The organism is Mycobacterium sp. ZZG (assembly GCF_054786995.1).
Genome location: NZ_JBTBFV010000067.1, coordinates 1 through 15942, shown reverse-complemented (window position 1 = coordinate 15942; position 15942 = coordinate 1). Strand labels below are relative to the sequence as shown.

6 protein-coding genes are annotated in these 15942 nt (G+C 65.8%); all 6 read left to right on the top strand.

What is annotated here, in order from left to right:
- Positions 1-195 precede the first annotated feature (195 nt).
- The 6 genes from ACXMYJ_RS25030 (at position 196) to ACXMYJ_RS25005 (ending at position 13172) form a co-directional block, all read left to right on the top strand.
- On the top strand, positions 196-1302 hold the full coding sequence (locus ACXMYJ_RS25030) for an alkene reductase (protein WP_460359145.1): 1107 nt from the start codon (positions 196-198) through the stop codon (positions 1300-1302).
- A gap of 36 nt (positions 1303-1338) precedes the next feature.
- Positions 1339-1527: a hypothetical protein gene (locus ACXMYJ_RS25025; protein WP_260755327.1), complete on the top strand. Its 189-nt coding sequence runs from the start codon at positions 1339-1341 to the stop codon at positions 1525-1527.
- A gap of 193 nt (positions 1528-1720) precedes the next feature.
- Positions 1721-2932, top strand: a complete 1212-nt coding sequence (locus ACXMYJ_RS25020) for an acetyl-CoA C-acetyltransferase (protein ID WP_260755326.1) — start codon at positions 1721-1723, stop codon at positions 2930-2932.
- Positions 2933-2959: 27 nt separating this feature from the next.
- The gene (locus ACXMYJ_RS25015) at positions 2960-5107 is read left to right on the top strand and encodes a 3-hydroxyacyl-CoA dehydrogenase NAD-binding domain-containing protein (protein ID WP_260755325.1); all 2148 of its coding nucleotides are present in this window, start codon (positions 2960-2962) and stop codon (positions 5105-5107) included.
- 335 nt (positions 5108-5442) lie between these two features.
- Positions 5443-6447, top strand: coding sequence for a helix-turn-helix domain-containing protein (locus tag ACXMYJ_RS25010; protein ID WP_260755324.1), 1005 nt, complete (start codon positions 5443-5445; stop codon positions 6445-6447).
- A gap of 989 nt (positions 6448-7436) precedes the next feature.
- Positions 7437-13172, top strand: a complete 5736-nt coding sequence (locus tag ACXMYJ_RS25005; protein ID WP_460359144.1) for a beta strand repeat-containing protein — start codon at positions 7437-7439, stop codon at positions 13170-13172.
- The last annotated feature ends 2770 nt before the right edge of the window (positions 13173-15942 follow it).

Sequence of the window (15942 nt, the reverse complement as noted above, 5' to 3'; positions counted from 1 at the left end):
CGCAGGCGGATGCCGGACCGGGCGCCCCTCTGGACCCAGACCGGGGCACCGTGCCGACGCTGCCGAAGATGCCCGCCGAAATCCGCGTCACGGCGGTGATCGAGAGCTGATATGCCCCACGGTGTTCGCGCTCCGATGCCGACAGGAGAGGATTCGGCGGGGAATAACCGCTCGCGGGTCACGCTTGAGTGGTGCATGACGTTCACACTCTCTGGTGACTCTGCCCTGCTCAAGCCGATTCAGGTCGGAGCCACTGCCGCGGCGAACCGAATCTTCATGGCGCCGCTGACGAGATCGCGCGCCGACGCCGACGGCACGCCGTCGTCGCTGGCTGCGGAGTACTACTCGCAGCGTGCCGAAGCCGGTCTGATCATCAGCGAGGCCACCGCGGTCTGTGAGCAGGCCAACGGCGCCTACGTGAACACTCCCGGGTTGTACACCGACAGGCAGCAGGACGCCTGGGCTGAGATCGCGTCGGCGGTACACCGCGCCGGGGGCAAGATGTTCGTCCAGCTGTGGCACGTCGGCCGCATGGCACATCCCGAGATCAGCGGATTCGAGAACGTGGGTCCGTCGGCGATCGCTGCGGAGCTGCTGGCGCACACTCCCTCTGGGAAGAAGTCGTTGCCCGTGCCCCGCGCGCTCACGACCGGCGAGATCGCGGAAATCATCGGACAGTTCCGCGCCGCCGCGCGCCGTGCCGTCGACGCCGGCATGGACGGTGTCGAAATTCACTCGGCCAATGGGTATCTGCTTCACGAGTTCCTGTCCGACGTTGTCAACCAGCGCACCGATGCCTACGGCGGATCGCCGCAGAACAGGGCCCGGTTCACCGCCGAGGTCGTCGAAGCGGTCGCCGCCGAGATCGGACCGGATCGCGTCGGTTTGCGCATCTCGCCCGGAAACACCGCCGGGGACATGACCGAGGTCGACCAGATCAGCGCTTACGAATTGCTTCTGTGCCGCATTGCGTCGCTGAACATCGCCTACCTGCATGTGGTGAGTGAACCCTCGACGCCCACATTCGCCGCGATCCGCACCCAGTGGGAGGGGACGTTGGTGCTCAACACCCCCCGCGCCGTCGACACCGATTTCGAGCTGCTGGCCAATCTGGCCGACTGGGGAGTGATCGGAGCCGCCGCGGTGGGCAGAGCGTTCCTGGCCACCCCTGATCTGATCGAGCGCCTGAAGCTCGGCGCCGAGCCGAACGTGCCGGATGTGGCGACGTTCTACGCCCCCGGGCCCGTCGGATACATCGACTATCCGACGCTTGACGAATGGGTGACGCCCCGGTCGGCGTAGGTGTGAACCGGTCGACCGGCGGGAAACACCCGAGGCATGGCTACCTATCGTGTTCTGAACCCCAAGGGCGAAGTCGTCGACACCAAGGACATCGAAAGCGCCGATCATGCGCACGCCTGGTTCGTCGACCAGAAAGCCGACAACTCCGAGTTGGGATGGCGGATGGAAGTCGAGCACGACGGCGAGTGGTCGTTCTTCGACGACACCGAAGGCTCGCCCGACTAACCGTTCCTCCGCGAGCAGACACAAACTCGCACGATCCACGCCCGAATCGTGCGAGTTTGTGTCTGCTCGCGGAAGAGATCCGTCCAGAGTGCCCAACCAAGCGGTTGGGCGAGGCTGCTAGCATCGCGCACAGAGGAGCAGCCTCCCCGCGGGTGTAGATCCGCGAAACCCCTGAAGAGGACCTGGAGAACGCATGTCCGAAGAAGCCTTCATCTACGAGGCCATCCGCACCCCGCGCGGCAAGCAGCGCGGCGGCGCCCTGAACGAGATCAAGCCCGTCAACCTGGTCGTCGGCCTGATCGACGAGATCCGCACCCGCTTCCCTGACCTGGACGAGACGCTGATCAGCGACCTGATCCTCGGCGTCGTCTCGCCGGTCGGTGACCAGGGTGGCGACATCGCCCGCACCGCGGGACTGGTCGCGAACCTGCCGGAGACCACCGGCGGTGTGCAGCTCAATCGGTTCTGCGCGTCCGGCCTGGAGGCCGTCAACATGGCCGCGCAGAAGGTGCGCTCGGGCTGGGACGACCTGGTGCTCGCCGGCGGTGTCGAGTCCATGAGCCGTGTCCCGATGGGCTCTGACGGCGGCGCCTGGGCAGCCGACCCGGAGACCAACTACCGCATCGGCTTCGTCCCGCAGGGCATCGGCGCCGACCTGATCGCGACCATCGAGGGCTTCTCCCGTGAGGACGTCGACACCTATGCGGCACGCTCGCAGGAGCGCGCCGCTGCCGCGTGGTCGGGTGGCTACTTCGCCAAGTCCGTCGTCCCGGTCAAAGACCAGAACGGTCTCGTCGTGCTCGACCATGACGAGCACATCCGTCCCGGCACCACCGTCGAGAGCCTGAGCAAGCTCAAGTCCGCGTTCGAAGGCGTAGGCGCGATGGGCGGGTTCGACGACGTGGCGCTGCAGAAGTACCACTTCGTCGAGAAGATCAACCACGTCCACACCGGCGGTAACAGCTCGGGCATCGTCGACGGCGCCGCGCTGGTGCTCATCGGTTCCGAGGCTGCGGGCACGTCGCAGGGCCTGACCCCGCGGGCGCGCATCGTGGCCACCGCAACCAGCGGCGCCGACCCGGTCATCATGCTGACGGGCCCGACCCCGGCGACCAGGAAGGTGCTCGACCGAGCAGGCCTGACGGTCGATGACATCGACCTGTTCGAGCTCAACGAGGCCTTCGCCTCGGTGGTGCTGAAGTTCCAGAAGGACCTCAACATTCCGGACGAGAAGCTCAACGTCAACGGTGGCGCGATCGCGATGGGCCACCCGCTGGGCGCCACCGGCGCCATGATCACCGGAACCATGGTCGACGAGCTGGAGCGCCGGGGCGCCCGGCGCGCGCTGATCACGCTGTGCGTCGGCGGCGGCATGGGTGTCGCGACCATCATCGAGCGAGTCTGAGCACGGGTCTGAAGGGACTAAAAGGACATGGCAGAGAACACCATTCAGTGGGACAAGGATGCCGACGGCATCGTCACCCTGACGCTGGACGACCCGACGGGCTCGGCCAACGTCATGAACGAGCACTACAAGGAGTCCATGCATAACGCCGTGGAACGCCTTGTGGCCGAGAAGGATTCGATCACCGGCGTGGTGATCGCCAGCGCGAAGAAGACGTTCTTCGCCGGCGGTGACCTCAAGGGCATGATGAACGTCGGCCCGGACAACGCGGCCGAGTCGTTCGCCGAGGTCGAGTTCATCAAAGCCGACCTGCGCAAGTTGGAGACCCTGGGCAAGCCCGTCGTCGCGGCCATCAACGGCGCAGCGCTCGGCGGCGGCCTGGAGATCGCGCTGGCGTGTCACCACCGCATCGCCGCCGACGTCAAGGGCGTGGTGATCGGCCTGCCCGAGGTGACGCTGGGTCTGCTGCCCGGTGGAGGCGGCGTGGCACGTACCGTGCGCATGTTCGGCATCCAGAAGGCCTTCATGGAGGTCCTCTCGCAGGGCACCCGGTTCAAGCCGGGCAAGGCCAAGGAGGTCGGCCTGGTCGACGAATTGGTCGGCAGCGTCGACGAGTTGATCCCCGCCGCGAAGGCGTGGATCAAGGCGAATCCTGACGCGCACACCCAGCCGTGGGACCAGAAGGGCTACAAGATGCCCGGCGGCACCCCGTCGAGCCCCGGACTGGCCTCCATCCTGCCGTCCTTCCCGGCGCTGCTGCGCAAGCAGCTCAAGGGTGCGCCGATGCCGGCTCCGCGGGCCATCCTGGACGCGGCCGTCGAGGGTGCGCAGGTCGACTTCGACACCGCCACCCGCATCGAGAGCCGCTACTTCGTCGGCCTGGTCACCGGCCAGACTGCCAAGAACATGATCCAGGCGTTCTTCCTGGATCTACAGGCCATCAACGGCGGCGCCTCGCGGCCGGACGGTATCGAGCCGGTCAAGATCAACAAGATCGGTGTGCTGGGCGCGGGCATGATGGGCGCGGGTATCGCCTATGTGTCGGCCAAGGCCGGTTATGACGTGGTGCTCAAGGACGTCACGATCGAAGCAGCCGAAAAGGGCAAGGCCTACTCGGAGAAGATCGAGGCCAAGGCGCTCGAGCGCGGTCGCACCTCCAAGGAGAAGTCCGACGCGCTGCTGGCCCGGATCACCCCGACCGCCGATGCCGCCGATCTCAAGGGTGTCGACTTCGTGATCGAGGCTGTCTTCGAGAACCAGGACCTCAAGCACAAGGTGTTCCAGGAGATCGAGGACATCGTCGAGCCGAACGCGCTGCTGGGCTCCAACACCTCCACACTGCCGATCACCGGTCTGGCGACCGGTGTGAAGCGCCAGGAGGACTTCATCGGCATCCACTTCTTCTCCCCGGTCGACAAGATGCCGCTGGTGGAGATCATCAAGGGTGAGAAGACCTCCGACGAGGCGCTGGCCCGGGTATTCGACTACACGCTGGCGATCGGGAAGACCCCGATCGTGGTCAACGACAGCCGTGGCTTCTTCACCTCGCGCGTCATCGGCACCTTCGTCAACGAGGCGCTGGCGATGCTGGGCGAGGGTGTGCCCGCGGCCAGCATCGAGCAGGCCGGTTCGCAGGCCGGCTACCCGGCGGCGCCGCTGCAGCTCTCCGACGAGCTGAACCTCGAACTGATGCAGAAGATCGCTACCGAGACCCGCAAGGCCACCGAAGCTGCCGGCGGCACCCACGAGCCGCATCCGGCCGAGGCCGTCGTGAACAAGATGATCGAGATCGGTCGTCCCTCGCGGCTCAAGGGCGCAGGCTTCTACGAGTACGTCGACGGCAAGCGCGTCGGTCTGTGGTCGGGACTCGCCGAGACCTTCGGCTCCGGCAAGGCCGATATTCCGTTGCAGGACATGATCGATCGCATGCTGTTCGCCGAGGCTCTGGAGACCCAGAAATGCCTTGACGAGGGCGTGCTCACCTCGACCGCCGATGCGAACATCGGCTCCATCATGGGGATCGGCTTCCCGCCGTACACCGGTGGAAGCGCGCAATTCATCGTCGGCTACCAGGGTGAGCTCGGTGTGGGTAAAGAGGCGTTCGTCGCCCGTGCCAAGCAGTTGGCCGAGCGTTACGGCGAGCGGTTCAACCCGCCGGCGTCGCTTACGTCGTAATCGCTGACGCGAAGCCCCTGCGACCCCAAGGCCCGGTCGCGGGGGCTTCTGCGTGTCAGCGTCATCGGTTGGTCTGCCGGGTTATCGAGTACCGCGCCGGCTTCGGGTTGCTCGGACTGCAGAGGATCGTGCCGGTTCGACGCCGTGTGCGAGGCCGTTGGCGGAATGTACACCGGCGAGGAAGGGCAACACCGTCCGGAACGCCGGGATGTTCGCAAACTTGAGCCGGATCCTGCGCACTCGGGACAACCGTCGGAAATACATGTCAGCCATGTTGGTCCAGTCGGGGGCACGCAGACAGTGGCCCTAGTGCCGATATTCATTAAGATAGTGCCATGCACACCGTGGCGATTCTCGCCTATGACGGGATGTCCGGATTCGAGTCGGGCATGGCAGCGGAGATCTTTGGCATGACCGAGCTGTCGGAGCGCTTCTCGGCCGGCTTGGTCAGGCCGTGGTACTCGGTGAAACTGTGCTCAGAGCCCAAGGAGATCCGGCTTCTCGGTGGAGCAGTCATTCGCACGTCGTACGGCCTCGATGACCTGGCCGCGGCGGACACCATCGTGATCCCCAGTGTCCGAGACGTGAGCGAGCCGATTTCGCAACCGCTCATTGAAGCCATCAGGACGGCCGACGCGCGCGACGCGCGACTGGTGTCGATCTGCTCCGGCGCTTTCGCCCTGGCCGCGGCCGGGGCGCTCGACGGACGCCGTGCCACCACGCACTGGATCTACACGGATCTGCTGGGGCAGCGCTATCCCGGTATCGATATCGACCCCACTCCGTTGTACGTCGACAACGGGCGGGTCCTCACAAGCGCAGGATGCGCGGCGGGCCTGGATCTGTGTCTGCACATCGTGCGGTCCGACCACGGCGGTCGGGTGGCCAACGATGTGGCGCGCCGACTGGTGATCGCACCGCACCGGGCGGGTGGGCAGGCGCAGTACATCGAGACCCCGGTTCCGGAGCCTGCGGACGACGGTCGAATCGCGGCCGGAATAGCCTGGGCTCTGGCCAATCTCGACAGGCCCATCACTCTCGACGAGATGGCGGAGCGTTCGGCGATGTCGCGGCGGAGCTATCTTCGCCAGTTCGCCAAGGCGACCGGGACCACCCCGATCAGGTGGTTGATCACCCAGCGTGTCCAAGCCAGCCTCGCGCTGCTCGAAGCGAGCTCGCTGTCCGTCGAGCAGATCGCGGCTCGGGTCGGGTTCGAGTCGCCCGCGACCTTCCGGCATCACTTCGTCCGGCAGATGCGCACCACGCCGAGCGACTACCGCTGCGCTTTCACCGGACCAACTGTCAGGGACTCGGGGCCGACCACACACCGCAAATACTGACGCGATCGTCATGGCGGTCGGGTTCATTCGCCGCATGACGCCGTGGCCGCGGTCGGTGAGACCGCCGGCCGCCCGTTCGAATGGCAGATTCGGCTCCCCGTGAGGGGGTCGTGCCACGCGGACTCCGCTAAGCCGTTTACCATTCGTTGCCAGCGCTGCGTGATCGCGGCGAATCTGCAGAGGTGAGGGTCGGACGGTGCAGGTTACGGGCAGTAAGCCGACTACTAACCTCTTCCGTCTTCTCATTCAGGCTTTGCCAGATGTGACATCTCACGTGCACTTTACGTCAGGAATAGCGTGCATTCCGGTGCCCTAATTATTGTGCGCGCAAAAAAAATCGCGATTACGCAACCGCGGTCACAGCCGATGACTTAGGCTCGCGCTGCTGGATGCGGATCTAGCAGAAGGTGCGCATTCAGCAAACTACAGCGTAAAAAAATACGGCGTAGTACGGCGGTGCGTGACGAGGGGCGACGTCACGTCGCCGAAGCATGGTCGATCGCAGCTCAAGCGTCCTGAGGTGCTGATCGACTCGACGGGACTGACGCCGTGGCAAACGGAGGATAGTCATGTCTTCGACCCGCGCCCGGCACCGCGTCCCGCGTACAGACCGCACCTCCCCAGGGCCCGAGTTCTGGGCCGCTCGGGACCTCGTCGACAGCTCCGGCGGCCAAGCCCGGCACGCGCGAGCCGATGCGTCGGGGTTCGCACTCCCGATCGGACGAGTCGGAGCGCTCGCCGTCTCACTCGGGATCGGGCTGGCTGTCGCCAACTCGGCGGGCGTCGCGTATGCGGACAGCGATTCGGATACTCCGGTTGCCTCGGGTTCGAACGATGCCGAGTCAACGTCGACAGAACCGCGAGCAGACACGAGCACTGGTGACGAATCTGAATCTGAATCCGACTCCGACACGGGGGAAGTCGAGGCCGATCCCGACGATGAGGCGGAGGACGGTGATGAGGGCGCGTCAGGTGACACGGACCCAGACGTGCCGCCGTCCGACGAGGATGATCCGGTAGAGGCCGACCTCGGCGCAGACGATGGATCTGAGCAGCCCCCGCTGAGCGAGACACCCACTGAAGAATCCTCCCCGCCGGCGGATCCCGACGACGCGCCGGTCGGCTGGTCACCTGCCGGGGATTCCGGCGAGGCACCGCCCGTCGAAGAGTCCGTAGCCGAGCAAGACGAGTCGTCCCTCGGTCCCGTCGACGAGGCAATGCCGGTGTCCGACAGCCTGATCGCCTCCGACGAAGCGACCACTGGCGCGCCGACGTCGCAGGCAAGCGTGACGCCCGACGCGTCGGAACCACCAGCCGAGGAGGCAGCGGAATCGGTCGACGTGTTCACCGCGCTGATCACCGGAATCGCCTCACCGTTGGTCGATCCCGCCACGCCCGCTCGGGCTCCCTGGTTCGATGCGTTGTTGGCCTGGGTCCGGCGCCAGATCAGCCACACGTTCTTCAACGAGTCTCCGGAGTGGGGACCAGTCACAAGCCAACAGGCCGTGACGGGGCAGGTCATCATCGATCTGGCTGCTCGCGATCCCAACGGTGATCCGTTGACCTACACCATCATTGCGCCCGAACACGGAACGGTGTTCAGGGATCCGCTCACCGGCAAGTTCGTGTACACCCCCAACAGCGTGGTGACCGGCAGTCCGCTGGTGGACAGCTTCAAGGTCGTCATCAGCGACTCATCCGAACATCTCAGGGGGCTCGCTGGCGTCGTCCAGGGAGTCCTGCATTTCCTGGCCCGCGCGATCGGCATCGCCGAACGCGACGACGTGACGTTGTTGATTCCCGTCGTAGCCAATCCGATCGTCGAGGCACCGCCGGTGGTTGTCGTGTCCCCGGCAGCCGGCGGCACCACAGGTACTGCGATCACGGTGAGCCCGATCGTGGTGATCACCGACCTGGACTCCGAGAAGCTTGCGTCGGCAACGGTGAAGATCAACGACCCTGCGAGCGGTGATGTGCTGGGTTGGGGCACGCTTCCGACCGGAGTCACGGCAACGACCGGAAACGGTTCGGTGACCTTCACCGGCGCCGCGTCGGTCGCGGCGTACCAGCAGCTCCTGCAATCGGTGACGCTGACCTCGACCGCGATCGGCGTCAAGACGATCTCCTTCTCGGTGATCGATGACCAGGGCAATGTCAATGCGGTACCGGCGGGCACCGTCGTGACGGTGCTCGGGTTGCCCGTGGAGATGCCACCCCTCGTGGTTGTCTCTCCGGTGGCCGCCGGCACCGTGGGTTCACCGGTCACGCTCAGCCCGATCGTGGTGATCACCGACCTCGATTCGGACGAGCTGGACTCGGCCACCGTCACTGTCAACAACCCTGGTGCCGGAGATGTTCTGGGGTACGGAGCGATGCCGGAGGGAGTGCACGCCGTTTACAGCGACGGAGTGTTGACCTTCACCGGTCGTGCCTCGATCGACGACTACCGCCAGCTGCTGGCGTCGGTGACGTTGACGTCCTCGGGTGCCGGGCTGAAGTCGGTGAGCTTTGCGGTTGTCGACTCCGAGGGCAACGCGAGTGTGGTCCCAGCCGCTACTGCTGTCACAGTGGTGGGGTTGCCGGTACAGACACCACCCCTGGTGGTCGTCTCGCCGGTGGCGGGCGGTATCACCGGGTCGCCGATCACGGTGAGTCCGATTGTCGTTGTCACCGACCTGGACTCTGACGAGTTGGATGCGGCCACGGTTGTGCTCACGGATCCGGTCGCCGGCGATGTGCTGGGGTACGGGTCGTTGCCGACCGGTGTCGAGGCGAGTTACGCCGACGGGGTGTTGACGTTCACGGGGCGTGCCTCGGTTGACGATTACCGTCAGTTGCTGGCGTCGGTGACCCTGACATCCACAGGCGCGGGACTGAAGGCGGTGAGCTTTGCGGTCACCGACGCCGACGGCAACACCAGCGCGGTGCCGGCGGGCACGGTGGTGACCGTGTTGGGCATTCCGGGTATCTCGATAACTCCGGTTTTAGTAGTGTCGCCCGTGGCGGCAGGGTCTGTCGGATCACCGATCACGGTGAGCCCGATCGTGGTGATCACCGATCTGGACTCCGATGAGTTGGACTCTGCCACTGTAGTTCTGGGAAATCCGGTGGAAGGAGACACCCTCGGCTACGGCGAACTTCCGGACGGTGTGGAAGCAAGCTACGCCGACGGCGTCTTGACATTCACCGGGACTGCGTCGGTAGCGGTGTATCAGCAGCTTCTGCAGTCGGTCACGCTCACCTCGAGCACACCCGGCCTGAAGGCAGTGAGCTTCGGTGTGGTCGATGGGTCGGGCAATGGCAGCGCCGTGGCGGCTGCCACCGTGGTTACCGTCTTGGGCGCGCCCGGCGTGTCGATCGCCCCGGTGATCGTGACCACTCCCGTGGCTGCCGGCAGCACGGGATCTGCCGTCGTGGTGAGTCCGATCGTGGTGATCACCGATCTGGACTCGGACCAATTGAGTTCGGCCACAGTCACAGTGAAGGATCCATCGCCCGACGATGTGTTGGGCTGGGGGAGCATCCCGGCTGGTGTCGATGTCAGTTACGTCGACGGCGTCCTGAGCTTCACTGGTGCCGCATCGGTGGACGAGTACCGGCAGTTGCTGCAATCGGTGACGCTGACCTCCGCGGGTGCCGGCTTGAAGTCGGTCACTTTCGCGGTGACCGACGCGCAGGGCAACACCTCCGCGGTGCCGGCGGGCACGGTGGTGACCGTGTTGGGTGTTCCCGGGGTATCAATACCGCCCGTCCTGGCCGTGCTACCGGCGGCAGCGGGTACGGCCGGATCGCCGATCAAGGTCAGCCCGATCGTCGTCATCACCGACTTGGACTCGAACCAGATCGACAGGGCCACAGTCACACTCTCCGAGTCATCATCCGGTGACGCGTTCGGTTATGGCCCGCTCCCCACGGGCGTGGACGTGACCTTCGCAGACGGAGTCTTGACGTTCAGTGGTCGAGCTTCGGCAGAGGTATACCGGCAACTGTTGCAATCGGTGACGTTGTCCTCGACGTCTGCAGGAATGAAGGTGGTGAGCTTCTCGGTCACTGATGCCGATGGCAACATCAGTGCAGTGCCCGCGAGCACGGTAGTGACTGTGCTGGGCCTCCCGGCAGTTTCCCTCCCGCCAGTGGTGGTGGTCGCTCCGGTGGCGGCCGGCACCGTTGGTTCTCCGATCAGGGTCAGTCCGGTCGTGGTGATAACGGATCTGGATTCTGAGGAGATCGGTTCGGCCGCAGTCACTATCAACGATCCAGCGGCGGGTGATGTGCTCGCCTGGGGCAGTGTCCCCGAGGGGATCTCCGCGGCGTACGCCGGCGGGGTGTTGACATTTAGCGGGTCTGCCTCGGTGGCGGTGTATCAGCAGTTGTTGCAGTCTGTGACGTTGACCTCGACGGGTGCGGGCCTGAAGTCGGTGTCGTTTGTGGTGGTTGATGCCGACGGCAACGCCAGTGCGGTGCCGGCGGCCACGGTGGTGACAGTGGTCGGGTTGGCTTCTGAGGTGGCGCCGTTGGTGGTGGTGTCGCCGGTGGCGGCCGGCAGCGCCGGGTCGCCGATGACGGTCAGTCCGGTCGTGGTGATCACCGATCTGGACTCTGATCAGATCGGTTCGGCCACAGTCACGGTGAACAATCCGTCGGCCGGTGATGTTCTCTCCTGGGGCGGTCTGCCGACCGGTGTGGATGTGCACTACGCCGACGGGGTGTTGACGTTCACCGGGTCTGCGTCGGTGGAGATCTACCAGCAACTTCTGCAGTCGGTGAAGTTGACCTCGACGGGTGCGGGGTTGAAGTCGGTCAGCTTCGCCGTGACCGACGCCCAGGGCAACACGAGCACGGTGCCGGCGGGCACTGTGGTGACGATCGTCGGGTTGGCGACCGAGGTGCCGCCGTTGGTGGTGGTCTCGCCCGTGGCGGCCGGGGCGGTGGGGGCGCCGATCACGGTGAGCCCGGTCGTGGTGATCACTGACCTGGATTCTGATCAGATCGGTTCGGCCACTGTCACGGTGAATAACGCGTCGGCCGACGATGTGCTCGGTTGGGGTTCAGTGCCGGAGGGGATCTCCGCGGCGTACTCCGGCGGTGTTCTCACATTCACGGGCGCCGCGTCGGTGGCGGTGTATCAGCAGTTGTTGCAGTCTGTGACGTTGACCTCGACGGGTGCGGGCCTGAAGTCGGTGTCGTTTGTGGTGGTTGATGCCGACGGCAACGCCAGTGCGGTGCCGGCGGCCACGGTGGTCACGGTGGTCGGGTTGGCTTCTGAGGTGGCGCCGTTGGTGGTGGTCTCCCCGGTGGCGGCCGGCAGCGCCGGGTCGCCGATCACGGTCAGCCCGATCGTGGTCATCACCGACCTGGACTCTGAGGAGATCGGCTCGGCGACAGTCACGATCAACGATCCAGCCGCCGGTGATGTGCTCGGTTGGGGTGCGGTGCCGGAGGGGATCTCCGCGGAATACTCCGGCGGTGTATTGACGTTCACCGGCACTGCCTCGGTGGCGGTGTATCAGCAGTTGTTGGCGTCGGTGACGTTGACCTCGACGGGTGCGGGGTTGAAGTCGGTAAGCTTCACGGTGGTCGATGGTGAGGGCAATGCCAGTTCGGTGCCGGCGGGCACGGTCGTGACGATCGTCGGGTTGGCTACCGAGGTGCCGCCGTTGGTGGTGGTCTCGCCGGTGGCGGCCGGCAGCGCCGGGTCGCCGATCGCAGTGAGCCCGATCGTGGTCATCACCGATCTGGACTCCGATGAGTTGGACTCCGCCACTGTGGTTCTGGGAAATCCGGTGGAAGGAGACACCCTCGGCTACGGCGAACTTCCGGGCGGAGTGGAAGCAAGCTACGCCGACGGCGTCTTGACATTCACCGGGACTGCGTCGGTAGCGGTGTATCAGCAGCTTTTGCAGTCGGTCACGCTCACCTCGAGCACACCCGGCCTGAAGTCGGTGTCGTTTGCGGTGGTCGATGGTGGCGGCAATGCCAGTTCGGTGCCGGCGGGCACTGTGGTCACGGTGGTCGGTCTGGCTTCTGAGGTGCCGCCGTTGGTGGTGGTCTCCCCGGTAGCGGCTGGCAGCGCCGGGTCACCGATCACGGTGAGCCCGATCGTGGTGATCACCGACCTGGACTCGGATGAGATCGACTCGGCCACAGTCACCCTGAATGATCCGGCGGCCGGTGACGAGCTCGGGTGGGGTGCGGTGCCGGACGGGATTTCCGCGGCGTACTCGGGCGGGGTGTTGACGTTCACCGGCACTGCCTCGGTGGCGGCATATCAGCAGTTGCTTCAGTCGGTGACCTTGACCTCGACGGGTGCGGGCCTGAGGTCGGTCAGCTTCGCCGTGACCGACGCGCAGGGCAACACGAGTGCGGTGCCGGCGGGCACGGTGGTCACGGTGGTCGGACTGGCTTCTGAGGTGCCGCCGTTGGTGGTGGTGTCCCCGGTGGCGGCCGGCAGCGCCGGTTCGCCGATCACGGTCAGCCCCATCGTAGTCATCACCGACCTGGACTCGGAGCAGATCGGCTCGGCGACAGTCACGGTGAATAACGCGTCGGCCGGCGATGTGCTCGGTTGGGGACCCAGTGCCGGAGGGCATCTCCGCGGAATACTCCGGCGGCGTCCTCACATTTACCGGCGCCGCGTCGGTGGCGGTGTATCAGCAGTTGTTGCAGTCGGTGACGTTGACCTCGACGGGTGCGGGCCTGAAGTCGGTGTCTTTCATGGTGGTTGACGGTGGCGGCAACACGAGCACGGTGCCGGCGGGCACGGTGGTCACGGTGGTCGGGCTGGCTTCTGAGGTGCCGCCGTTGGTGGTGGTCTCGCCGGTGGCGGCCGGCAGCGCCGGGTCGCCGATCACGGTCAGTCCGAACGTGGTGATCACCGACCTGGACTCGGAGGAGATCGACTCGGCCACAGGCACCCTCAATGATCCAGCGGCCGGTGACGAGCTCGGGTGGGGTGCGGTGCCCGAGGGCATCGCCGCGGCGTACTCGGGCGGGGTCCTCACGTTCACCGGCTCTGCGTCGGTGGCGGTGTATCAGCAGCTGTTGCAGTCGGTGACGTTGACCTCGACCGGTGCGGGGTTGAAGTCGGTCAGCTTCGCCGTGACCGACGCGCAGGGCAACACGAGTGCGGTGCCGGCGGGCACGGTGGTCACGGTGGTCGGGCTGGCTTCTGAGGTGGCGCCGTTGGTGGTGGTGTCGCCGGTGGCGGCCGGCAGCGCCGGGTCGCCGATCACGGTCAGCCCGATCGTGGTGATCACCGATCTGGACTCTGAGGAGATCGACTCGGCCACAGTCACCCTCAATGATCCAGCGGCCGGTGACGAGCTCGGGTGGGGTGCGGTGCCCGAGGGCATCGCCGCGGAATACTCCGGCGGCGTCCTCACATTTACCGGCTCTGCGTCGGTGGCGGTGTATCAGCAGCTGTTGCAGTCGGTGACGTTGACCTCGACCGGTGCGGGGTTGAAGTCGGTCAGCTTCGCCGTGACCGACGCGCAGGGCAACACGAGTGCGGTGCCGGCGGGCACGGTGGTCACGGTGGTCGGGTTGGCTTCTGAGGTGGCGCCGTTGGTGGTGGTCTCGCCGGTGGCGGCCGGCAGCGCCGGGTCGCCGATCACGGTCAGTCCGGTCGTGGTGATCACGGATCTGGACTCTGATGAGATCGATTCGGCCACAGTCACGGTGAGTAATCCTGTGTTTGGTGATGTGCTCGGTTGGGGTGCGGTGCCGGAGGGCATCTCCGCGGAATACTCCGGCGGTGTCCTCACATTTGCCGGCTCTGCGTCGGTGGCGGTGTATCAGCAGCTGTTGCAGTCGGTGACCTTGACCTCGACCGGTGCGGGCCTGAAGTCGGTCAGCTTCGCGGTGGTCGATGGTGGCGGCAATGCCAGTACGGTGCCGGCGGGCACGGTGGTCACGATGGTCGGGTTGGTGACCGAGGTGGCGCCGTTGGTGGTGGTCTCGCCGGTGGCGGCCGGCAGCGCCGGGTCGCCGATCACGGTCAGCCCGGTCGTGGTCATCACCGACCTGGACTCGAATGAGATCGGCTCGGCCACAGTCACCGTCAACGATCCAGCCGCCGGTGACGAGCTCGGGTGGGGTGCGGTGCCCGAGGGCATCGCCGCGGAATACTCCGGCGGCGTCCTCACATTTACCGGCTTGGCGTCGGTGGCGGTCTATCAGCAGCTGTTGCAGTCGGTGACGCTGACTTCGACGGGTGCGGGCCTAAAGTCGGTGTCGTTTGCGGTGGTTGATGCCGACGGCAATGCCAGTACGGTGCCGGCGGGCACGGTGGTCACGGTGGTCGGGCTGGCTTCTGAGGTGCCGCCGTTGGTGGTGGTCTCCCCGGTAGCGGCCGGCAGCGCCGGGTCGCCGATCACGGTCAGCCCGATCGTGGTGATCACCGATCTGGACTCTGATGAGATCGGCTCAGCCACAGTCACGGTGAGTAATCCTGCGTCGGGTGATGTGCTCGGTTGGGGTGCGGTGCCGGAGGGCATCGCCGCGGAATACTCCGGCGGTGTCCTCACATTTGCCGGCTTGGCGTCGGTGGCGGTCTATCAGCAGTTGCTTCAGTCGGTGACGCTGACTTCGACGGGTGCGGGCCTAAAGTCGGTGTCGTTTGCGGTGGTTGATGCCGACGGCAATGCCAGTACGGTGCCGGCGGGCACGGTGGTCACGATTGTCGGGTTGGCTTCTGAGGTGCCGCCGTTGGTGGTGGTGTCCCCGGTGGCGGCCGGCAGCGCCGGGTCGCCGATCACGGTCAGTCCGATCGTGGTGATCACCGACCTGGACTCGGAGGAGATCGACTCGGCCACAGTCACCCTCAATGATCCAGCGGCCGGTGACGAGCTCGGGTGGGGTGCGGTGCCCGAGGGCATCGCCGCGGCGTACTCGGGCGGGGTCCTCACGTTCACCGGGTCCGCTTCGGTGGCGGTGTATCAGCAGTTGCTTCAGTCGGTGACGCTGACTTCGACGGGTGCGGGCCTAAAGTCGGTGTCGTTTGCGGTGGTTGATGCCGACGGCAATGCCAGTTCGGTGCCGGCGGGCACGGTGGTCACGGTGGTCGGTCTGGCTTCTGAGGTGCCGCCGTTGGTGGTGGTCTCCCCGGTAGCGGCTGGCAGCGCCGGGTCGCCGATCACGGTGAGCCCGATCGTGGTGATCACCGACCTGGACTCGGAGGAGATCGACTCGGCCACAGTCACCCTCAATGATCCGGCGGCCGGTGACGAGCTCGGGTGGGGTGCGGTGCCGGACGGCATCGCCGCGGCGTACTCGGGCGGGGTCCTCACGTTCACCGGGTCCGCTTCGGTGGCGGTGTATCAGCAGTTGCTTCAGTCGGTGACGCTGACTTCGACGGGTGCGGGCCTAAACCTCGATCCGTGGACTTGAGTGATTGATGTGTCTGCCATGGCTGGTTGTCGTTTGGTGGGCTTGTGAGCGTGACGTAACCGCTGGTCTGCCCAGCTTTTCCCTGTGCGCTCCGGTAGGGGCCTATTC